Below are 21,108 nucleotides of genomic sequence, written 5' to 3'. Positions count from 1 at the left end.
AAAGTCCCGGGCAAATCTCCCCTTAACGACAATAAATTTGCCGAGACTTCCCATGATCGAATCCGTCGAAGATTTCCTCGCCCGCCTGAAAAAGCGCGATCCGGACCAACCTGAGTTTCATCAGGCGGTGGAAGAGGTCCTGCGCAGCCTCTGGCCATTTCTCGAGGCCAATCCGCACTATCTGAGCTCCGGTATTCTCGAGCGAATCTGCGAACCGGAACGCACTGTGGTGTTTCGCGTGTCCTGGGTCGACGATCAGGGCAAGGTCCGGGTCAATCGCGGTTTCCGCATCCAGATGAACAGCGCCATCGGTCCCTACAAGGGCGGCTTGCGCTTCCATCCGTCGGTCAACATGGGGGTGCTGAAATTCCTCGCCTTCGAGCAGACCTTCAAGAACTCCCTGACGTCCCTGCCCATGGGCGGCGGCAAGGGTGGCTCCGACTTCAATCCCAAAGGCAAGAGCGATGCTGAAGTGATGCGCTTCTGCCAAGCCTTCATGACCGAGCTGTACCGGCATATCGGTGCCGATGTGGACGTGCCGGCGGGAGACATTGGTGTGGGGGCCCGGGAAATCGGTTTCCTCTTCGGTCAGTACAAGCGCTTGAGCAACCAGTTCACTTCAGTTTTTACGGGCAAGGGCATCAGCTACGGCGGCAGTCTTATCCGCCCGGAGGCCACAGGTTTCGGTTGCGTGTACTTCGCCGAGGAGATGCTCAAGCGTCGTGGCGACCGGGTCGAGGGCAAGCGCGTGGCGATCTCAGGTTCCGGCAACGTGGCGCAATATGCCGCGCGCAAGGTGATGGACCTGGGGGGCAAGGTGATTTCCCTGTCCGACTCCGAGGGCACCTTGTATTGCGAATCGGGCTTGAGCGAAGACCAATGGCTGGCGGTGCTGGAGCTGAAGAACGTCACCCGCGGGCGGATCAGCGAGCTGGCAAGCCGCTTCGGCCTGGAGTTCCGGGCCGCTAAGACGCCATGGGACCTGGCCTGCGACATCGCCCTGCCGTGCGCCACACAGAACGAACTGGATGCCGATGCTGCCCGCAGCTTACTGCGCAACGGCTGCACCTGTGTTGCCGAAGGCGCCAACATGCCCACCACCCTGGAGGCTGTGGATATCTTTATCGACGCCGGCATTCTGTTTGCGCCGGGCAAGGCATCCAATGCCGGCGGAGTGGCGGTGAGCGGGCTGGAGATGTCGCAGAACGCCATGCGCCTGCTCTGGACTGCCGGTGAAGTGGACAGCAAGCTGCACGCCATCATGCAGTCGATCCACCATGCTTGCGTGCATTACGGCGAAGAGAACGGTCGGATCAACTACGTCAAAGGGGCGAACATCGCCGGCTTTGTCAAGGTTGCCGATGCCATGCTGGCCCAGGGCGTGGTCTGAGCCGTCTCAGGCCAGTTCGATTCGGATGATTTCGATCAACTGATCCCCAGCCGGCCGTTGCCACAGGACTTCGTCACCGGGTTGCGCCCCCATCAGGGCACGGCCCAGGGGCGAGGCCCAATTGATCAGGCCTCTGGCGGCATCGGCTTGATCTTCACCAACCAGCTGCACACTCTGTTGCTGATCCTGTTCATCGGCGAAGGTCACCCGGTTGCCGATCTGCACCTTGTCGCAGGTGCTCGCATTGACCACCTGGGCGCTGTGCAGGCGTGACGAGAAATAGCGCAGGTCCCGTTCCAGTTCCGCCACCTGCTGCTGGTCTGCGGCGTCCCCCAAGTCGGTTTGTGCCGAGTGCTGGCTGTGCAGTTCTGCCACCTTGGCCTGCAACTCGGCAAAACCCAGGGGCGTGACGTAGTTGGGCAGGGTGCTGATCTGACGTTCCACGGGTTGCTCGACCTGGGCTGCGGCCAGATCTTCATTGACGAAAGCGCGGCTCATGGTTGTTCTCCTTAAAGGGAGCGATGGACCATGGTTGCAGGCTTTTGACCCGGGCGGTTAGCTGAAAACGACTTACTGCGAGCGATAGGCCCGAGCCGCGTCACGGTCCTTCTCCTGCTGCCAGGCACGTTCCCGTTCGTTCCAGTGACGTTCCCGGTTCTCATTGCGGTCCTGGTTCTCCAGCATGCCCTGGCACTGGCGGAAACCATCGTTCCAGCCCTCGGCATACTGCGGGTCCTTGAGGTAGCGCGGAACGTCCTTGCGATACTCCCCGCTGATCGATCCTGCCGCCTGACGGCCGCTGACGCAGCCAGCGTCGAAGCCGTCGACAAAGGCCGGCGGATAGCCTTGCTTGAGCAAATACTCGTGGTTCGACTCACAACCACCGATCAGTGCCAGTGCCAGCACTGCCCAACCATAACGCCACATCGAGTCACTCCCAGGCTTCACCTGAGTGAAGTCTAGAAGGGCGATTGTCGGCGACGCGTGAAAACCTTGTCGCTGGCAACTTGAGGCTTGCAGCTGTTCTTAATAGTGATACCACTTGAGTTCGAGCATGACTTCGTTGACCGGGCTAGCCAATTGGCTGAACTCGCGCTGCGCGCTCAGGCGCAGGCCCAGGTTGCGGGACAGTTCCCATTGTTGGTTGAGGCTCAGGCTGCGGCGCACTTCGCCGTTGGTGAAGTAATCGCCCTTGGCTTCGAGGCTGAAGTTGCCCAGTGGGTTCTTCCACAGCAGCCCGGAGTTGAAGCCTGCCGCCGGGGCGATGAACCCGGCGAAGTCGGCGTTGTGTTCTACCCGCACTGTGCCCAGGACAAAACCCAGGGTGTCCTCGCCCAACTGCCAGGTACCGCCGGCGCCGCCGTTGACGTGGCTGACCAGGGTTTCATCGTCGTGCTTGCCAGGCACCCGCTCCAGGCCGCCAGTGACTTGCCAGGACCAGGGTTGCAGCAGTTCGTTGCGTGGAGTCAGGGAGCGGATGGTCGCCAGGTCCAGTTGTTGCAACTGCCAGCGGTTGCCTTCGTACTGGCGCAGTTTCATCTGCAGGATTTCGATCTGCGCCCCCAATGGGAAACCCTCGGCGTTGTCATTGAGGTCGTGGTAGGCCATGCGCAGGCCGTATTCGGCAAAGGCCTTGTCGTCCCGGGTTCCGAGCCCCAGTTGCCAGGTACGGGACTGGTGACCATCTTCCGGCAGGCCAGGGCGTTCGATCTGTAGTTCCGGCGCGGGGTTCTGGTTGATTGCCCGCAACAGTTCGAAGCTGCGCTGGGAGCGCTCGGTATCGCGTTCCAGCCCGTTGGCCCGGTAACGCTCAAGGCGATAGGCGGCGTCGACGATCAAGGCCTGGCGAGCCCGCGGCAGGGCCTTGAACTCGGCGCCCTGCAGTTGTTTCTGATCGGCGCTGACCTTGAGTACCCATTGCTGTTCGTCGTGGCTCAGGGGCTGGGCGCGGCTGAGCAGCTCCCGCTCCCGGGACGGGCGATAGTCGATGCGCTCCACCAGCCCGGCGTCCTTGACCGCCTTCACCGTGTCGGTGGGAATAGCGGTCAAGGGGAATTGTCCGGTCAGGCGCAGGCTGGGCCTGGCGACTTGTAGCAACTCCAGCAGGCGGTAGGAGCAGTTCTCGTCGAAGAAGAAGTAGTCGAACTTGATCTGCTTGAGCTCCCAGACATGCTCCACCATGCGTTCGGTTTCAACTGGCGTCAGGTTCAGGCGGTACTCCCACAGGTCGCGGTTTTCCAGGCTGCGGTACTCCGAAAGCTTCTCCTGGTAGGGCACCAGGGCGAACAGTCCGGGGTAGCCGCCCATCAGGCCTTTCCACGCGTAGAGGATGCTGTTGTCCGAACCTTCGATATAGGCACCGAAGTTGATCGCGTAGCTGAGCAGGGCCGTGTTGTTGCTTTGTACGTCGGCCTGGTCGATGCGTAGCAGGGTATGGCCGAACATCGAGGAGGGGCTGTTGAGGTAGGCCGCGGGGAAAATCATCACGGTGCTGTGGGGCGAGACATCCTTGAACCATTGTTTGAATTCGGTGCACTCGACCTGGGGCAAGTCATTCAGCCCCAGTTGTGCCTTGAGCCAGCGGGTGCGGGACGGATAGACGCACTGCGCATGCCGGTCACCGGCGTCGGGGGCAGCGTAGAGGGCGTTCAGCGTCGCGCTCAGCTCGGCGTCGGGATGGTGGGCGCCATCGGTTGCGAGGAAGAACTTCGGATCGCTGACATAACTGCGCCAGCCGCCCAGCTTGGCGGTTTCATAGTGTCCGATGGAAATCCAGAACGGGTCATTGGCCAGTTGCTGCAAACGTTGGGGATCGATGTGGGGCGCGGCATACAGCGGGGCGCAGACAAAGAGCGCCAGGTAGGCAAGGCGTTTGAGCATGGTGGGCAACTTAAGTCGGAAATACAAAGACCCAAGATGGGCAAGGTCAAGAAGACAAAACCCGCTCCCCGGAGGGAGCGGGCGGGTCGAGCTTAAGCTGGAGTGGCGTATTTCGCCAGGCGCGCATCGTTCTTCAACACGGCCAGGGTATTGGTGTGCACATCTTCCGCGGTCACGTCAGCCTTGCTGAAGATCTGTTGGAAGTGTTCGTGGGTGACCGCAGCAAAGTGCGCACGGTCTTCAGGGGCGACACCGAGTACCACGGCGTAGGTGGTCAAGGCTTCGCCTTGGCCCTTGGCCATGTCTTCGGAGAGCTCGTTCATCATGCCGTTCATGGCGAACCAGGATTTACCACCGTAAGTCAGTGATGCATTGGTGGAGCAGCCGTTGGTGCCGGAAGTCATGCCGAAGGTCGCGTTACCGGAGGTGCCGTTGGTGGTGGAAGCCAGGAAGTGCGCTGGAGTACCACGCTGACCTTCGAACAGCATGTTGCCCCAGCCGCAATCCGGACCACCTGGCGCCTGAGCCATGGCGTTGAGGGATACAGCGGTGAAAAGAGTACCGAGAAGAATCCGTTTCATAGCGTTGTTCTCTTTGTGTGCATACCAATGGACAGGGAGACTGGCGCTGATTGGCGCCAGTGGGCCGGTTATCTATCCAGCCGCGCAGTTTGGAGTTTAGGCAGGTTCCATGGGTTCCGTAGATTTTTACAAAACAATGCCTGAAATAGCTGGTTTTACATGGGGCGGGTAGCTGTATCCGCCTTGTCTATGCTTTCCCCTGAGGCGCGCCTTGCCAGCCGGGCATACCCGGCGCCAGAATGCCGCCATCTGCCCCGCCTGATGTAAGGAAGCCCGATGCCTGATCCTGTTGCTGCCAGCCTGCGTCTTGCGCCTGAAGCGCTGACCCGTCCTTTCTCTGCTGAACAGTTCAGCTTCTCGACCACCAATGATTTGGAGCCCTTTCGCGGTGTGCTTGGCCAGGAACGTGCGGTCGAAGCCTTGCAGTTCGGCGTGGCCATGCCACGCCCCGGTTACAACGTGTTTGTCATGGGGGAACCCGGCACGGGGCGCTTTTCTTTCGTAAAGCGTTACCTGAAGGCTGAAGGCAAGCGCCTGCAGACCCCGTCAGACTGGGTCTATGTCAACAATTTCGACGAGCCCCGGGAGCCTCGGGCGCTGGAACTGCCGGCCGGTGCCGCGGGCAGTTTCATCAGCGACATCAACGGTTTGATCGATAACCTGCTGGCGACGTTCCCGGCAGTCTTCGAGCATCCGTCCTATCAGCAGAAGAAGAGCGCCATCGACCGCGCTTTCAACCAGCGTTACGACCGCGCCCTGGACGTGATCGAGCGTCTGGCCCTGGAAAAGGACGTGGCGCTGTACCGCGACAGCAGCAATATCGCCTTTACCCCGATGCTCGATGGCAAGGCCCTGGACGAAGCCGAGTTCGCCCAACTGCCGGAGGCTGATCGCGAGCGTTTCCACGAGGATATTTCCGCTCTGGAAGAGCGCCTTAATGAAGAGCTGGCGAGCTTGCCGCAGTGGAAGCGCGAGTCGAGCAACCAGTTGCGTCAGCTCAATGAAGAAACCATCACCCTGGCCCTGCAGCCGTTGTTGGCGCCACTGTCCGAGAAGTACGCGGAAAACGCTGCGGTCTGCGGTTACTTGCAAGCCATGCAGGTCTATCTGTTGAAGACCGTGGTCGAGCAACTGGTGGACGACAGCAAGACCGATGCGGTGGCACGCAAGCTGTTGGAAGAACAGTACTGCCCAAGCCTGGTGGTGGGCCACCCGGCCAGTGGCGGCGCGCCGGTGGTGTTCGAGCCGCATCCGACCTACGACAACCTGTTCGGCCGGATCGAGTACAGCACCGACCAGGGCGCGCTCTACACCACGTACCGGCAGTTGCGTCCCGGTGCACTGCATCGAGCCAATGGTGGTTTCCTGATTCTGGAAGCCGAGAAGATGCTCAGCGAACCCTTTGTCTGGGACGCCCTGAAGCGTGCCCTGCAATCGCGCAAGCTGAAGATGGAATCGCCTCTGGGCGAGATGGGGCGTCTGGCGACCGTGACCCTGACGCCGCAGATGATTCCGCTGCAGGTCAAGGTCATCATCATTGGTGCTCGCCAGCTGTATTACACGCTGCAGGACCTGGATCCGGACTTCCAGGAAATGTTCCGGGTACTGGTGGACTTCGACGAAGACATCCCGATGGTGGATGAAAGCCTGGAGCAGTTTGCCCAGTTGCTGAAAACCCGCACCTCGGAGGAGGGCATGGCCCCGCTGACCGCTGATGCGGTGGCGCGCCTGGCCACCTACAGCGCGCGTCTGGCGGAGCACCAGGGGCGTCTGTCGGCGCGGATCGGCGACCTGTTCCAATTGGTCAGCGAGGCCGACTTTATCCGCCACCTGGCTTCGGACGAAATGACTGATGCTGGACATATCGAAAGGGCGCTGAAGGCCAAGGCGACGCGTACCGGTCGGGTATCGGCACGGATTCTCGATGACATGCTCGCCGGCATCATTCTCATCGACACCGATGGTGCCGCCGTGGGCAAGTGCAACGGCCTGACGGTACTGGAGGTGGGGGATTCGGCGTTCGGCGTGCCAGCGCGGATTTCCGCCACGGTCTACCCCGGTGGCAGTGGCATCGTCGACATCGAGCGCGAGGTCAATCTTGGCCAGCCCATCCACTCCAAGGGGGTGATGATCCTGACCGGTTACCTGGGCAGTCGCTATGCCCAGGAGTTCCCCCTGGCGATTTCCGCGAGCATTGCCCTGGAGCAGTCCTACGGCTACGTGGATGGCGACAGTGCTTCGCTGGGGGAGGCCTGCACGTTGATTTCGGCGTTGTCGAAAACACCACTCAAACAGTGTTTCGCCATCACCGGCTCGATCAACCAGTTCGGCGAGGTGCAGGCTGTGGGCGGAGTCAACGAGAAGATCGAAGGCTTCTTCCGCCTGTGCGAAGCCCGCGGCTTGACGGGAGAGCAGGGCGCGATCATTCCTCAGGCCAACGTGGCCACTTTGATGCTCGACGAGAAGGTACTGCAGGCCGTACGTGCTGGACAGTTCCATGTGTATGCGGTGCGTCAGGCTGATGAGGCCCTGAGCCTGCTGGTGGGCGAGCCGGCTGGTGAACCGGATGCCGAAGGTCAGTTCCCCGAAGGCAGCGTCAACGCGCGGGTGGTGGAGCGCCTGCGGGTCATTGCCGAGATGATCAGCGAAGAAGACCTGAAAGAAGCGGAAAAGGAACTGGCGCAAGAGGCGCTGACAGAGGCCAAGCCGGCGTGACAGTGGCCGCTGGCGAGGGCTTTGTCCCTCGCCAGCGGCGTCAGAGGGCTGACGCCAATTTCTCAAAATAGACCATTCGGCGCCTGTTGGATCGGTCAACTTTGTTTATCAGGCTTTTCTTCTATTCTCAGGGCAAGGAGAACGACAGTCGTCGCTGGATCGAAACAGTCCTCTATTGAAGGCTGAACAGTGGTTCTACCGAGGGTCGCCGCCATGTCGCGCAACCTTTGCCTCACCCGCCAATGCCTTGGCTTGGTCACCCGTATCGAATGCAGCGTCCGCCCACTGGCGGGGGACAACGGTATGTGGACCCTTCTCTTCGCCGCCGGAATGGCGGGTGAACAACCCTCAGCGATCAAGTCCCAAGGCCCGTTCTGTGGACCTGTGGTGGCGGAGTCCATCCTTGATTCGATTGTTGAAAGCCTGACCACCCATGGCTATCAGCTGGCCGATGATCCACAGATCTGGTGCCTGCATCTGCAGGCCCAGTTACGTCAGATCAATGGTGAGCGGGGACGCCATGCCGGTGATTTCCAGTTCCATCCCGAACACTGATCCTTAGGGGGCCGGGGGCGTCGACTCGGCTTTGTCGAGCTTGACCTCAAAGCCGTATTGCACAGTGTCGAGTGTGCTGCGGGTGTAGCTTTCCAACTGGCTGGGCTCGCCGTAGAAGTAGTGCACATCGAATAACGCCGTACCGTCGGCCGAGGCACTGTGGCTGCTTGCAAGAATCTCCTTCAGGTATTGGCCGCTGGCGTCCTTGGCAAAGAAGCGCCAGGCATCAGCAGGAAAGAGTTTCTGGTCGACGATCAAGGCGTTGCCCCTGAGTTCTAGGCCTTTGGGCAGCTGTTGAGCGTTGATGCTGCTCTTCTCGATGGTGGCCAGGAACAGAGGAATGGAGCCTACGGCGTAGGCGGGGGTTTCCGGGAAAAGGTTGAGGTCGTAGGTGATGACGCCCCGCAATGGGTCGATGTCGAAGGCCTCGTCCGGCAGTTCGATCGGTTCACCCCGTTGGCCCTTCTCGTTCTGGGTGAAGAAAGTCAGCGGGGTATCGTTGGTGCTGAACTCTGAGCCCAGCAACTCATCATTGAAGGTCCGCGGGTGGCTGAACTCGATGCGCGCTGCGCTGGCATCTTCCACCGACTGGCTGATGGTCACGGATTTTTTCAGTGACTCTTCGTCCAGCTGTGCGCCCTTGAGGTAGTGGGGGGCTTGATCGTCATAGACCACCACCGGCATTGGCAGCGGTTGGATGTTTCTGTCGGTGGTATTGCGGTCGAAACGATGTACCGGCAGGTCCAGGTCCTTGCGCGTGACGCTGGCCTGGGAGAAATCCAGTACCGCGACTTCCAGCCGATCCACCAGGCCATTGAAATACACCTTGGTGTAATGATCGGTGTGTTGCTGGTCGAAGGCCTTTTGCTCGTCCTCCAGTTGTTTCTCGAATGCCTCGCTCCACGCCTTCTGCTTTTGCATCTCGGCCAACTGCTGTTGGTAGAAGGCAATCTGTTGGGCGCTTTCGTTGATCGAGCCTGCGCGGGACAGAATCTGCCCCTTGCTGTCACGGGCCTGGGCCAGCAAGGGATTGAGGGCGACATCATTGGCTTCTGCGGGCAGGGGGGCGCTATTACTCAGCTCGATCTCGGCAACGTTCCTGTCCAGCGTCAACAGGGTCAGGCGGATATTGCCGTCCTGACGCGGTTTGCCGATGTCGGCCTTGGTCAGTTCAAAAGCGAGCACCCGACCTGGGGCTATCACCTCCAGTTTGCCTTGCAGGGAAACTGGCTGCGGCTGATTCTTGTTGTCCACCTCCAGGCCCTCGATAAAGGGGTAGGTGATGGTCAAGTCATCCGGATTGGTCAGGTTGGAGCTGGAGGGGCTGAGCTGGATGCCCGGATCGGTCTCCGACCATTCGGCTTGGAAGGGAATGACTTTTTTGTTGCTGAGGGTGACCGACTGCCATTCCAGCCCGTGGGGAAACGGGAACTGTGTGGGCATGTTGAAGCTGAAGGGGAAGACGGGCTGCAGATCGGTCAGGTAGTCGGAATTGGAGGATTTGCGCAGTACGAACAGACCGTTGACGTAGGTGTCCACCAAGGCTTGTGCAGTGGGATAGTGCTTGAGCAGGGCCAGGCTGTCGTCGCCGTATTCGGTTTCCAGCGGCTTGCTGTCAAGTTTGAGCTGTGCTCGTTCCAGCAGCAGGAGGGAGCCACCAAGATTGGCAATGGCGTCCTTGAGCTTCGGATCCTGGATGGCGTCCAGCGACTGTTCAAACTGTACGGTTTTCTCTTCGAGGCTCGCCTGTTTCTTTTCGTCGCTGGGAGAACAGCCGCTGATCAGCAGCGCCAGACCAAGGCCGACACTGGCCAAAGGCAATCGCACATCCATTTCCAATCTTCCTGTCCAATGTCGGTGAGCGTTAGCAATGGCTTCGACACTAGCAGAAAATACGCCCGGAAAAACCCGTGGATCAGGTGATTGTCTGTGGTTTATGGGGGTTTCCGGCGCTGATATACTCGCCGCCGTTTTTACACCGGGTGCGAGATTCAATGGAACGTTTTATCGAGAATGCAATGTATGCCTCACGCTGGCTGCTGGCGCCGATCTACTTCGGTTTGTCTCTGGGCTTGCTGGCACTGGCATTGAAGTTCTTCCAGGAAGTCTTCCACGTCATTCCCAATGTGTTTTCCATGGCCGAGTCCGACCTGATCCTGGTGCTGTTGTCGTTGATCGACATGGCGCTGGTAGGTGGTCTGCTGGTGATGGTGATGATCTCCGGTTATGAGAACTTCGTGTCGCAACTGGACATCGACGAAGACAAGGAGAAGCTCAACTGGTTGGGCAAGATGGATTCTTCGTCGTTGAAGATGAAAGTGGCCGCGTCCATCGTGGCGATTTCGTCGATCCACCTGCTGCGAGTGTTCATGGATGCCAAGAACATCCCTACCGAGTACCTGTTGTGGTACGTGGTGATTCACATGACGTTCGTGATTTCGGCGTTTGCCATGGGTTACCTGGACAAGCTGACCAAGCACTGACAGGTTTCGCTGCGTGAACGAATGCCGCCCGGCCGTTGCGAAACGGACGGGCGGCGTTGTTTGTGGCTTGTGCTTTTCCTGGCTGGGGCATATGCCTGTAGCTGTCAGGGCTGTAAAAGCACGAGGTGCTCTCATGAATCTGCAAGAAATGAATGCCTACGCCATTGCCGGAAAAGTCGACGAATTGAATCTGATCTCCCTGGAGGGCGGAATCTATCTGCTTGAGGCGCGCATGCACGGGGCGGCTTATCCACTGAGCGATGCCCAGGGTCAGATGTTTCATCTGCGCTCCGTGGAGCATGCTCGTGAGGTCCTGCAGTCCTTTCCCAAGTTGCCGTTCAATCTGATTCACACGTCAGTGCATGACGAGATGTGCGGCTTGTCCGTGGGTGTCGAGGAAAGCTTGAAAGTGCCCATCACTTTGCACTCGGGTAGCTGAGGCCTGCACGGCGATGATCCGTGCCGGGCTTCTGTGCTAGTCTGCTCGCCCTTTTGATTCCGGGCGCTCCGGGAGGCGCTGTGTTCCTGCGGCCTTTCCGAGCCGTCCGCACAGCGGAGCAGTGTCATGTCCGAAGTAAATCTGTCCACCGACGAAACCCGCGTTAGCTACGGCATTGGCCGTCAGTTGGGCGACCAACTGCGCGACAACCCTCCACCGGGCGTCAGCCTGGACGCGATCCTGGCGGGTCTGACCGACGCTTTCGCCGGTAAGCCAAGCCGTGTGGGTCAGGAAGAAATGTCCGCGAGCTTCAAGGTCATCCGCGAAATCATGCAAGCTGAAGCCGCTGCCAAAGCCGAAGCTGCTGCGGGTGCCGGTCTGGCTTTCCTGGCGGAAAACGCCAAGCGTGAAGGCATCACCACTCTGGCTTCCGGTCTGCAGTTCGAAGTGCTGACCCAGGGCGACGGCGCCAAGCCATCCCGTGAAGACAGCGTGCGTACTCACTACCACGGCACCCTGATCGACGGCACTGTGTTCGACAGCTCCTACGAGCGTGGCCAACCTGCTGAGTTCCCGGTAGGCGGCGTGATCGCCGGCTGGACCGAAGCGCTGCAACTGATGAACGCCGGTAGCAAATGGCGTCTGTACGTGCCGAGCGAACTGGCTTACGGCGCACAAGGCGTGGGCAGCATCCCGCCGCACAGCGTTCTGGTGTTCGACGTCGAGCTGCTGGACGTTCTGTAACCCGGTAGGGGCCAGATGGCTGGCGATGACGGCCGCGCACGCGCGGTCAGTTCATCCTCGGCCAACTTGCCCCTTTCGCGGTTTTGGTTTCATAGACGAATTTTTGCGCCCAGGCTGTGGCCATCGGCGCCGGTTGGCCGCAAGGCTCTGGCGTAGCAGAACAAAAACAGGTTGCGCACCAATTCCTTGAGAACCAGCGGCTCGCTGGAGCTCAAGCCGATCAGGTCCAGATCTCCCTGGTCCTGCAGCTCGCTCAGGGCTTCCTCTTCCAACACAGCACAGACTTCCCCGGTTTCCCGATGCAGGATGCGCAGGTAGGGGTGTGGGCGGTCCAGCCAGGCATCAATCAAATAAGTCATGGGTGTCATCTCCTTGAATGGGGTTCAATGAGAATAATTCTTATTCAATGAATAGCAAGTACCTATTGGCGGTTTCTGCTTTTTTCTGTGTGGAAATTGTTTTCGATCAAATTGGCTGGCTTTTCGCTAGCAGGTGTGTGGATCAAGCATGGCGGGGGTATAGGCGGGATACCCTCTCGCGGCAGGCGCGAGAGGGTGCAGGCGTCAGACCTTGCGGACGAACTCGGATTTGAGCTTCATCGGGCCGATGCCGTCGATCTTGCAGTCGATGTCGTGGTCGCCATCGCACAGGCGGATGTTCTTGACCTTGGTGCCGACCTTGACCACCAGGGAGGTGCCCTTGACCTTGAGGTCCTTGATCACGGTGATGGTATCGCCGTCTTGCAGCACGTTGCCCACCGAATCTTTCTTCACGGCTTCATCGGATGCGGCTTCGGCTTCGCCGCTGGCGGACCACTCGTGGGCGCACTCGGGGCAGATCAGCTGGGTGCCGTCCTCGTAGGTGTATTCGGAATTGCATTTTGGGCAGGGTGGCAAAGTGCTCACTTAAGCTCCTCAAAGTCAGGATGGCTAAAAAGCGCACATTGTATAGGGTTTTTTCGGGGAGGGGGCGCTGGGGAGTTGCGCCGGCTCCTGCCAATCGGCAGGAGCCGGTGCGCTTTAGTGGGTGCGAGCGACGGCGAATTCGCTCAACTCCACCAGAGCGTCGCGGTATTCGCTGGGTGGCAGAGCCTCCAGGCAGGTGATGGCGCGAGCCACGTAGTCGCGGGCCAATTGCGCGGTGTAGTCCAGGGAGCCCGAAGCCTCAACGGCGGCGCGGATGCTTTCCAGGTCTTCGATACCACCTTTCTGGATGGCCTGGCGAACCAGGGCTGCCTGCTCTGGGGTGCCTTCGCGCATGGTGTAGATCAGCGGCAGGGTGGGTTTGCCTTCCGCGAGGTCGTCACCCACGTTCTTGCCCAGGGTTTCGGCGTCGCCACGGTAGTCCAGCAGGTCGTCCACCAGTTGGAAGGCCACGCCCAGGTGATCGCCGAAGGTGCGCAGGGCTTCGGCCTGTTCCGGTGTGGCGCCGGCCAGGGCAGCTGCGCTGTGGGTCGAGGCTTCGAAGAGCATCGCGGTCTTGCCGCGGATGACTTCCATATAGGTTTCTTCGGTGGTACTGGCGTCGCGCACCTTGGACAGTTGCAGGACTTCGCCTTCGGCAATGATCCGCGTGGCCTGGGACAGGATGCGCATGACCGGCATCGAGCCCAGTTCAACCATCATTTCGAACGAACGGGAGTACAGGAAGTCTCCCACCAGTACGCTGGGCGCATTGCCCCACATAGCGTTGGCGGTCGAGCGGCCACGGCGCATGCCGGACATGTCGACCACGTCGTCATGCAGCAGGGTGGCGGTGTGCAGGAACTCGATGGTGGCGGCCAGCAGGCGCAAATCGTCGCCTTCGCGCCCCAGTGCCTTGCCACACAGCAGCACTAATAAAGGACGCAGGCGCTTGCCTCCGGCCGAAGTGATGTAGTCGCCAATTTTTGAAACCAGCGGCACTCGGGAAGTCAGCTGTTTCTTGATGATGCCGTCGACGGCGCTAAAATCGTCCGCCACCGCGCGGTAGAAAGCTTGGGGTTGCATCAGCGACAGGTGCTCCAGAAGGGTTGCGCGGCATGCTAGGACCCGCGTCCGCAGGTGTCAAGGCGCGCTCCCGGCGGTGCTTGCCGCCGCCTGAACGGCACTTGCATCGCTATTGTGCCTTGCGTACAATCGCGCACCCTGAACTTCCTGGGCAGCACCTGCCTTACGCAATTGCACTTGGGCCGTTCCAGCCCCATGCAGCCATGCCAGCCAATACCTCTTCTTATAAAGAGCTGGGTGAGCAGGATTATCGGAGAAATACCATGTACGCAGTAATCGTTACCGGCGGTAAGCAATACAAGGTCGCTGAAGGTGAATACCTGAAGATCGAAAAACTGGAAATCGCCACTGGCGAGTCCGTGACTTTTGACCGCGTTCTGTTGGTTGCCAATGGCGACGACGTGAACATCGGCGCACCTGTTGTTGCTGGCGCAACCGTCAAGGCTGAAGTGATCTCCCAAGGTCGTCACGATAAAGTCCGCATCATCAAGTTCCGTCGCCGTAAGCACCACATGAAGCGTATGGGCCACCGCCAGTGGTTCACCGAGATCAAAATCACCGGTATTCAGGCTTAATTTCAGCCTAATTCCTCACTAGGAGAATTGAACTCATGGCACACAAAAAAGCTGGTGGTAGTACCCGTAACGGTCGCGACTCAGAAGCCAAACGCCTTGGCGTGAAGATGTATGGCGGCCAGGTCATCAAGGCCGGCAACATCATCGTGCGTCAGCGCGGCACCCAATTCCACGCTGGCTACGGCGTTGGCATGGGTAAAGATCACACCCTGTTCGCGAAAATCGAAGGCGTGATCAAGTTTGAAGTAAAAGGCGCCTTCGGTCGTCGTTACGTGAGCGTCGTCGCAGCTTAATTGCGCGATCGCTGGAAAAGCCCTGTCTCGCGACGGGGCTTTTTCGTTTGTGGGATGAGTCTCTTGCAAAACTGTTTGTACGAGCTGGCAGCGTTGGATGTTTCGGTCGTTGATTGAGGTCGCTGCGCTCATTTTTGCAAGAGTCTTATGTCTTGGTTTCTTCAGCTCGCCCGTGCGGTGAGAGGCGTTTGATCATGAAGTTTGTTGATGAAGTTTCGATTCGAGTAAAAGCTGGCGACGGCGGCAATGGCTGCATGAGTTTCCGTCGGGAAAAATTCATCGAGAACGGTGGTCCCAACGGCGGTGATGGTGGTGATGGTGGCTCGATCTACATGGTCGCAGACGAAAACCTCAACACCCTGGTGGACTACCGTTATACCCGGCACTTCGATGCTGAGCGCGGCTCCAATGGTGGCAGCACTGACTGCACCGGCAAGAAAGGCGAGGATCTGGAGCTGCGGGTTCCGGTCGGTACCACCATCATTGATGCCGGTACTCAGGAAGTCATCGGCGACCTGACCAAGGCTGGTCAGCGCCTGATGGTGGTGCAGGGTGGCTGGCACGGACTGGGCAACACCCGGTTCAAGTCCAGTACCAACCGTGCGCCGCGACAGACCACTCCGGGCAAGCCGGGTGAGCAGCGTGATCTCAAGCTGGAATTGAAGGTGTTGGCGGACGTCGGCCTCCTGGGTTTGCCGAATGCCGGTAAAAGTACCTTCATTCGCTCGGTTTCCGCCGCCAAGCCGAAAGTAGCTGATTACCCATTCACCACGCTGGTGCCCAACCTGGGCGTGGTCAGTGTCGACCGCTGGAAGAGCTTCGTAATCGCCGATATTCCAGGTCTGATCGAAGGGGCTTCCGATGGCGCTGGCCTGGGGATTCGCTTCCTCAAGCACTTGGCGCGTACGCGCATCCTGCTGCATCTGGTGGACATGGCTCCGCTGGATGAAACCAATCCGGCGGATGCTGCGCAAGTGATTGTCAACGAGTTGGTCAAGTTCAGTCCGTCCCTGGCTGAGCGTGAGCGCTGGCTGGTGCTGAACAAGAGCGATCAGATTCTTGAGGAGGAGCGTGAGGAGCGCGTCAAGGAGATCGTTGATCGCCTGGAGTGGACTGGTCCGGTGTACGTGATCTCGGCCATCTCCAAGGATGGTACCGAGCGTCTGAGTCGCGACATCATGCGTTATCTGGAAGATCGTGCCGATCGCCTGGCAGCCGACCCGGCCTATGCCGATGAGCTGGCCGAGCTGGATCAGCGCATCGAAGATGAGGCGCGTGCCCAGTTGCAGGCGCTGGACGATCAGCGTGCCCTGCGCCGTAGCGGCGTCAAGAGTGTCCATGACATCGGCGACGATGACTGGGATGAAGAGGATGTGGATGACGAGGACGGCCCGGAAATCATCTACGTCCGCGACTGATCCTGTGGTGCGGGCTTGTCCGCGAACACGGTTTATCTGGGCGGGCGCGGTGTTATCATCGCTGCCAGCCAGCTCTCAAGGCGCCGCTCATTCGAGCGGCGTTTTGGTATCTGCAAGGCTTAAATACGAATAACCCCATGAGTGGCGCTCGGTCGCGCTGCTCGCTGGCAAAGGTTGAATAAGATGCGGAGCAAGGTGACGGGTGCGCAGCGCTGGGTTGTGAAGATCGGCAGTGCACTGCTGACGGCGGACGGCAAGGGGCTGGATCGCGCGGCAATGGGCGTGTGGGTCGAGCAGATGGTGGCCTTGCATGGGGCGGGTGTCGAATTGGTACTGGTCTCTTCGGGTGCTGTGGCGGCCGGAATGAGTCGCCTTGGCTGGACCGCACGACCGAGTGCGATGCATGAGCTGCAGGCGGCTGCGGCCATTGGCCAGATGGGCTTGGTGCAGGCCTGGGAGTCGAGCTTTGCCGAGCATGGCCGGCATACGGCGCAGATTCTCCTGACCCATGACGATCTGTCGGACCGTAAGCGTTACCTCAATGCTCGCAGTACTTTGCGGGCGCTGGTGGAGCTCAAGGTGATTCCGGTGATCAATGAAAACGACACCGTGGTGACCGATGAAATCCGCTTCGGCGATAATGACACCCTGGCGGCGCTGGTGGCCAATCTGGTGGAGGCGGACCTGCTGGTTATCCTCACTGATCGCGATGGCATGTTCGATGCTGATCCGCGCAACAATCCCGATGCGCAGTTGATTTACGAGGCGCGGGCCGATGATCCGGCGCTGGATGCCGTGGCTGGCGGTACTGGTGGGGCGTTGGGGCGTGGTGGTATGCAGACCAAGTTGCGAGCGGCGCGCCTGGCGGCGCGATCCGGGGCGCATACCATCATTGTTGGTGGGCGTCTGGAGCGGGTGCTGGATCGCCTGAAGGCGGGGGAGCGCATCGGTACCTTGTTGTCGCCGGAGCGTGGCATGTTGGCGGCGCGCAAGCAGTGGCTTGCCGGGCATCTGCAAACCCGCGGTACCCTGGTGCTGGATGAGGGGGCTGTGTCGGCCCTGTCTCAGGGCAACAAGAGTCTGTTGCCAGTGGGGGTCAAGCAGGTCCAGGGTGGTTTCCGTCGCGGTGAAATGGTGGTGTGCGTGGCGCCTGATGGGCGTGAAATTGCCCGCGGCCTGGCCAACTACAGTGCCCTTGAGGCGCAGAAAATCATCGGTCAGCCCTCTGATGCGATTGTCGGTGTCCTGGGTTACATGGCTGAGCCGGAATTGGTTCACCGCGATAACCTGATTCTGGTGTAAGTGACCTAAGGAAAAGCGAATGCGCATAGCAAAAGGATTGTTGGGTCTGCTCTTGGCGATGCCGTTCATGGTGTCGGCCGAGGAAATTGGCCAGGTGTCCACGGTGTTCAAATTTGTCGGGCCTAACGACCGGATCGTGGTCGAGGCCTTTGATGATCCCAAGGTGGATGGCGTGACTTGTTATCTGTCGCGAGCCAAGACGGGTGGTCTCAAGGGTGGCTTGGGTTTGGCTGAGGATCGTGCTGAGGCATCCATTGCTTGTCGCCAGGTGGGGCCGATCGCTTTCAAGGGCGAGCTCAAGGATGGTGACGAGGTCTTCAAGGAGCGCACCTCGCTAGTGTTCAAGACCATGCAGGTGGTGCGCTTCCTCGACAAGAAGCGCAACACCCTGGTGTATCTGGTCTATAGCGATCGTGTGATCGAGGGCAGTCCGCAGAATGCGGTAACGGCGATTCCTATTCTGCCTTGGCCTCATCAATGACCTGTTGAGAATTGCCGGGCCGGCCCCTGATGGGGCTGGCTCGTTGCGGGCGGGTAAATTGCAGGCAATAAAAAACCGACCCTTGGGTCGGTTTTTTAACAAGCGTGTCGCTTAGGCTGCAGCAGCAAGGTTCAGAGCCTTGATGTGGCCATTCAGACGACCTTTATGACGAGCAGCTTTGTTCTTGTGGATGATGCCTTTATCGGCCATGCGGTCGATAACTGGCACGGCCAGAACATAAGCGGCTTGCGCTTTAGCAGCGTCTTTGGCGTCGATGGCCTTAACTACGTTCTTGATGTAGGTACGAACCATGGAACGCAGGCTGGCGTTGTGGCTGCGACGCTTCTCAGCCTGTTTTGCACGTTTTTTGGCGGAAGGTGTGTTGGCCACCGTCGAGCTCCTCGAAAGACTTTTTGGGAAATAGCAAACAAAATAGGCCGCGAATCATGCCGATGAGTTGAAGTCTTGTCAAGGGCAGCTGATGCGTTCCGCTGAGTGGTCGATCTGAAGAGGCGGGATATTTATTTCCGGCGCTTGACCTGTAAACTCGCGAGCTTTGGCTCTGTGCTGTTGCGGCGCGGAGTATCGCATAAGTGGGCGTCTTTTCGCCTGCTGTTTATCTACAGGCAAACAACCTTTTCATGAACCTGCTCAAGTCATTGGCCGCGGTCAGCTCTATCACGATGCTTTCCCGGGTACTGGGGTTTGTCCGCGATACCATCATCGCGCGCACGTTCGGCGCCGGGATGGCTACGGATGCCTTCTTCATTGCCTTCAAGTTGCCCAATCTGTTGCGGCGAATCTTTGCCGAGGGAGCCTTCTCTCAAGCCTTCGTGCCGATTCTGGCGGAGTACAAGAGTCAGCAGGGGGACGAGGCGACTCGGACCTTCATTGCCTATGTATCGGGCTTGTTGACCCTAGTTCTGGCCCTGGTCACTGCCCTGGGCATCATCGCTGCACCCTGGGTGATCTGGGCTACGGCACCGGGTTTTGTCGACTCCCCGGAAAAATTCGCCCTGACTTCCGATCTGCTCCGGGTGACCTTTCCTTATATATTGCTGATCTCGCTGTCCTCCCTGGCCGGGGCGATTCTCAATACCTGGAACCGCTTCTCGGTGCCGGCGTTCGTGCCGACTCTGCTCAACGTCAGCATGATCATCTTCGCGGTGTTTCTTACGCCCTACTTCGATCCTCCAGTGATGGCCCTGGGCTGGGCGGTGCTGGCAGGGGGCTTGGCGCAATTGCTCTATCAACTGCCGCATTTGAAGAAGATCGGCATGTTAGTGCTGCCTCGCCTGAATGTGCGTGATACCGGTGTCTGGCGGGTGATGAAGCAGATGCTGCCGGCGATCCTCGGGGTGTCGGTCAGTCAGATCTCGCTGATCATCAACACCATCTTTGCTTCCTTCCTGGTCGCGGGCTCTGTGTCCTGGATGTATTACGCCGACCGTCTCATGGAGCTGCCTTCCGGTGTGCTGGGCGTGGCCCTGGGCACTATTTTGCTACCGACCCTGGCCAAGACCTACGCCAACAAGGATCGCCATGAGTACTCGCGGATTCTCGATTGGGGGCTGCGTCTGTGCTTCATCCTGGTGCTGCCATGTTCCCTGGCGCTGGGAATACTTGCCGAGCCGTTGACGGTGTCGCTGTTCCAGTACGGTGAGTTCAGCGCTTTCGACGCCTCTATGACTCAGCGTGCGTTGGTGGCTTACGCCGTGGGCTTGTTGGGGATCATCGTGATCAAGGTGCTGGCGCCGGGTTTCTACGCACAGCAGAACATTCGCACACCGGTGAAGATCGCCATCTTCACGCTGATCGTCACCCAGCTGCTCAACCTGGCCTTTATCGGTCCCTTGAAGCACGCTGGCCTGGCTTTGGCCATCAGCGCTGGTGCCTGTATCAACGCTGGGCTGTTGTTCTACCAATTGCGCAAGCAGCAGATGTTTCAGCCGCAGCCGGGCTGGGGGCTGTTTGCCTTGAAGCTGATCGTGGCTGTGACGGTGATGTCGGCGGTATTGCTGGGGCTGCTGCACTTTATGCCGGCCTGGGACCAGGGGCACATGCTCCAGCGTTTCCTGCGCTTGGGCGTGTTGGTGGTGGCTGGGGTGGTGGCGTATTTCGGCATGTTGGCCCTGCTGGGCTTCCGTTTGCGCGACTTCAACCGCAAGGCCTTGAACTGACGGCTGTTTAGTCGTTGGTGCGAGGCAACTACCGGTTTTGTCGGTTCGATCAATTTGGGTGACGGTGCTGCCTGTCGTCGGCCGTCGGGTGTGGTTATAATCGACCACTTTATGAGCAAGAAGCGCGTTATGCAGCTGGTTCGAGGCCTCCACAATCTGCGCCCCCAGCATCGGGGCTGCGTCGCCACTATTGGCAACTTTGACGGTGTTCACCGTGGTCACCAGGCCATCCTGGGCCGGCTGCGTGAGCGTGCGCTCGAGTTGGGCGTGCCCAGCTGTGTGGTGATTTTCGAGCCCCAGCCGCGGGAATTCTTTGCCCCCGAGACGGCGCCGGCGCGCCTGGCCCGCCTGCGTGACAAGCTGCAACTGCTGGCCCAGGCCGGTGTCGATCGGGTGTTGTGCCTGGCGTTCAACCAGCGTCTGAGCAAACTCAGCGCCAATGAATTTGTCGAGCGGATCCTGGTGGATGGCCTGGGCGTGCAGCACCTGGAAGTCGGCGACGATTTCCGTTTTGGTTGCGACCGGGTCGGAGATTTCGAGTTCCTGCAGCAGGCTGGCGCCAACCACGGGTTTACCGTCGAGGCAGCGCAGACCGTAGAACTGGATGGTTTGCGTGTCAGCAGCACCCAGGTCCGCAATGCCTTGGCCGCAGCAGACTTTGAACTGGCCGAGCGTCTGCTTGGTCGGCCGTACCGGATTGCCGGGCGGGTCCTGCACGGGCAGAAACTGGCGCGCCAGTTGGGTACGCCCACTGCCAACGTTCAATTGAAGCGCCGGCGTGTGCCACTTTCCGGGGTTTACCTGGTGAGTGTCGACATCGCCGGCAAGACGTGGCCGGGGGTCGCCAATATCGGCGTCCGGCCCACAGTCGCAGGTGATGGCAAGGCCCACCTTGAAGTTCATCTTTTAGATTTTGCCGGCGATCTGTATGACCGGCGTTTGACGGTGGTTTTCCACCACAAGCTGCGTGAAGAGCAGCGTTTCGCCTCCCTGGAGGCGTTGAAGACGGCGATCAATGCGGATGTTGCCGCCGCCCGTGCCCAAGTGGCACGTATCCATAGCGCCAATCGCTAATGAAGAGCCT

General features: G+C 59.5%; 22 protein-coding genes. 13 read left to right on the top strand and 9 right to left on the bottom strand.

All coding sequences use genetic code 11. The features are described from left to right. The first annotated feature begins 52 nt into the window (after positions 1 to 52). The gene (gene gdhA, locus DWF74_RS11380) at positions 53 to 1,390 is read left to right on the top strand and encodes an NADP-specific glutamate dehydrogenase (RefSeq protein ID WP_102865435.1); all 1,338 of its coding nucleotides are present in this window, start codon (positions 53 to 55) and stop codon (positions 1,388 to 1,390) included. Between the two features lie 6 nt (positions 1,391 to 1,396). Here gdhA and DWF74_RS11375 read toward each other — a convergent pair whose 3' ends face one another. The 4 genes from DWF74_RS11375 to DWF74_RS11360 all read right to left on the bottom strand — a co-directional run bounded on the left by DWF74_RS11375 (position 1,397) and on the right by DWF74_RS11360 (position 4,851). Then, positions 1,397 to 1,888, bottom strand: coding sequence for a GreA/GreB family elongation factor (locus DWF74_RS11375; protein ID WP_102865436.1), 492 nt, complete (start codon positions 1,886 to 1,888; stop codon positions 1,397 to 1,399). A 72-nt stretch (positions 1,889 to 1,960) separates the two neighbouring features. Continuing rightward, positions 1,961 to 2,317, bottom strand: coding sequence for a hypothetical protein (locus DWF74_RS11370; protein WP_115580974.1), 357 nt, complete (start codon positions 2,315 to 2,317; stop codon positions 1,961 to 1,963). A gap of 99 nt (positions 2,318 to 2,416) precedes the next feature. Beyond that, a complete protein-coding gene (locus DWF74_RS11365; protein WP_102865438.1) occupies positions 2,417 to 4,270 on the bottom strand; it encodes a DUF4105 domain-containing protein in 1,854 nt (617 codons plus the stop codon). A gap of 92 nt (positions 4,271 to 4,362) precedes the next feature. Continuing rightward, entirely contained in the window at positions 4,363 to 4,851 is a 489-nt protein-coding gene (locus DWF74_RS11360; RefSeq protein WP_011063564.1) for a DUF3015 domain-containing protein, read from the bottom strand. A gap of 276 nt (positions 4,852 to 5,127) precedes the next feature. Between DWF74_RS11360 and DWF74_RS11355 the strand changes: the two genes are divergently transcribed. Both DWF74_RS11355 and DWF74_RS11350 read left to right on the top strand, forming a co-directional pair. Beyond that, a complete protein-coding gene (locus DWF74_RS11355; RefSeq protein ID WP_102865439.1) occupies positions 5,128 to 7,566 on the top strand; it encodes a Lon protease family protein in 2,439 nt (812 codons plus the stop codon). A gap of 213 nt (positions 7,567 to 7,779) precedes the next feature. Further along, positions 7,780 to 8,121 carry a hypothetical protein gene (locus DWF74_RS11350; protein ID WP_102865440.1) on the top strand — a complete coding sequence of 114 codons (342 nt, stop codon included), beginning with the start codon at positions 7,780 to 7,782 and terminating at the stop codon, positions 8,119 to 8,121. A 3-nt stretch (positions 8,122 to 8,124) separates the two neighbouring features. On the opposite strand, the gene DWF74_RS11345 is transcribed toward DWF74_RS11350, so the two are convergent. Continuing rightward, the gene (locus DWF74_RS11345; protein ID WP_115580973.1) at positions 8,125 to 9,954 is read right to left on the bottom strand and encodes a hypothetical protein; all 1,830 of its coding nucleotides are present in this window, start codon (positions 9,952 to 9,954) and stop codon (positions 8,125 to 8,127) included. 161 nt (positions 9,955 to 10,115) lie between these two features. Between DWF74_RS11345 and DWF74_RS11340 the strand changes: the two genes are divergently transcribed. The 3 genes from DWF74_RS11340 (at position 10,116) to DWF74_RS11330 (ending at position 11,787) form a co-directional block, all read left to right on the top strand. Continuing rightward, on the top strand, positions 10,116 to 10,604 hold the full coding sequence (locus DWF74_RS11340) for a TIGR00645 family protein (protein ID WP_102865442.1): 489 nt from the start codon (positions 10,116 to 10,118) through the stop codon (positions 10,602 to 10,604). 133 nt (positions 10,605 to 10,737) lie between these two features. Further along, positions 10,738 to 11,043 carry a DUF6482 family protein gene (locus DWF74_RS11335; RefSeq protein WP_115580972.1) on the top strand — a complete coding sequence of 102 codons (306 nt, stop codon included), beginning with the start codon at positions 10,738 to 10,740 and terminating at the stop codon, positions 11,041 to 11,043. A gap of 126 nt (positions 11,044 to 11,169) precedes the next feature. Beyond that, positions 11,170 to 11,787, top strand: a complete 618-nt coding sequence (locus tag DWF74_RS11330; RefSeq protein WP_044465159.1) for an FKBP-type peptidyl-prolyl cis-trans isomerase — start codon at positions 11,170 to 11,172, stop codon at positions 11,785 to 11,787. Positions 11,788 to 11,876: 89 nt separating this feature from the next. Here DWF74_RS11330 and DWF74_RS11325 read toward each other — a convergent pair whose 3' ends face one another. From DWF74_RS11325 to DWF74_RS11315, 3 genes are all read right to left on the bottom strand, one after another. Further along, entirely contained in the window at positions 11,877 to 12,146 is a 270-nt protein-coding gene (locus DWF74_RS11325; protein WP_102865444.1) for a PA4570 family protein, read from the bottom strand. Between the two features lie 204 nt (positions 12,147 to 12,350). Further along, positions 12,351 to 12,692, bottom strand: coding sequence for a zinc ribbon domain-containing protein YjdM (locus DWF74_RS11320; RefSeq protein WP_016967028.1), 342 nt, complete (start codon positions 12,690 to 12,692; stop codon positions 12,351 to 12,353). A gap of 114 nt (positions 12,693 to 12,806) precedes the next feature. Then, on the bottom strand, positions 12,807 to 13,775 hold the full coding sequence (locus DWF74_RS11315) for a polyprenyl synthetase family protein (protein WP_016967027.1): 969 nt from the start codon (positions 13,773 to 13,775) through the stop codon (positions 12,807 to 12,809). Positions 13,776 to 14,038: 263 nt separating this feature from the next. On the opposite strand from DWF74_RS11315, the gene rplU reads away from it, so the two are divergent. The 5 genes from rplU to DWF74_RS11290 all read left to right on the top strand — a co-directional run bounded on the left by rplU (position 14,039) and on the right by DWF74_RS11290 (position 17,844). Beyond that, the gene (gene rplU / locus DWF74_RS11310) at positions 14,039 to 14,350 is read left to right on the top strand and encodes a 50S ribosomal protein L21 (RefSeq protein WP_007924746.1); all 312 of its coding nucleotides are present in this window, start codon (positions 14,039 to 14,041) and stop codon (positions 14,348 to 14,350) included. Positions 14,351 to 14,385: 35 nt separating this feature from the next. Next, complete coding sequence (rpmA, locus tag DWF74_RS11305; protein ID WP_003228360.1) at positions 14,386 to 14,643, top strand: 50S ribosomal protein L27; 258 nt, start codon at positions 14,386 to 14,388, stop codon at positions 14,641 to 14,643. Between the two features lie 194 nt (positions 14,644 to 14,837). Continuing rightward, complete coding sequence (gene cgtA, locus DWF74_RS11300) at positions 14,838 to 16,061, top strand: Obg family GTPase CgtA (protein WP_102865445.1); 1,224 nt, start codon at positions 14,838 to 14,840, stop codon at positions 16,059 to 16,061. A 183-nt stretch (positions 16,062 to 16,244) separates the two neighbouring features. After that, a complete protein-coding gene (gene proB / locus DWF74_RS11295; RefSeq protein WP_115580971.1) occupies positions 16,245 to 17,363 on the top strand; it encodes a glutamate 5-kinase in 1,119 nt (372 codons plus the stop codon). 19 nt (positions 17,364 to 17,382) lie between these two features. Then, the gene (locus DWF74_RS11290; RefSeq protein ID WP_102865446.1) at positions 17,383 to 17,844 is read left to right on the top strand and encodes a CreA family protein; all 462 of its coding nucleotides are present in this window, start codon (positions 17,383 to 17,385) and stop codon (positions 17,842 to 17,844) included. 111 nt (positions 17,845 to 17,955) lie between these two features. Here DWF74_RS11290 and rpsT read toward each other — a convergent pair whose 3' ends face one another. Beyond that, positions 17,956 to 18,234 (bottom strand): 30S ribosomal protein S20, encoded by a 279-nt coding sequence (rpsT, locus tag DWF74_RS11285; protein ID WP_016967023.1) that lies wholly within the window; start codon positions 18,232 to 18,234, stop codon positions 17,956 to 17,958. A gap of 251 nt (positions 18,235 to 18,485) precedes the next feature. Between rpsT and murJ the strand changes: the two genes are divergently transcribed. Next, entirely contained in the window at positions 18,486 to 20,024 is a 1,539-nt protein-coding gene (gene murJ / locus DWF74_RS11275) for a murein biosynthesis integral membrane protein MurJ (protein ID WP_115580970.1), read from the top strand. 129 nt (positions 20,025 to 20,153) lie between these two features. After that, positions 20,154 to 21,098 (top strand): bifunctional riboflavin kinase/FAD synthetase, encoded by a 945-nt coding sequence (gene ribF / locus DWF74_RS11270; RefSeq protein WP_162884093.1) that lies wholly within the window; start codon positions 20,154 to 20,156, stop codon positions 21,096 to 21,098. Positions 21,099 to 21,108: the final 10 nt, after the last annotated feature.

This window comes from Pseudomonas protegens (genome assembly GCF_003363755.1).
In the GTDB taxonomy this organism is placed as follows: Bacteria; Pseudomonadota; Gammaproteobacteria; order Pseudomonadales; family Pseudomonadaceae; genus Aquipseudomonas; species Aquipseudomonas danubii.
The sequence above is the reverse complement of the archived record's forward strand: the minus strand, read 5'-3'. Positions and strand labels throughout refer to the sequence as shown.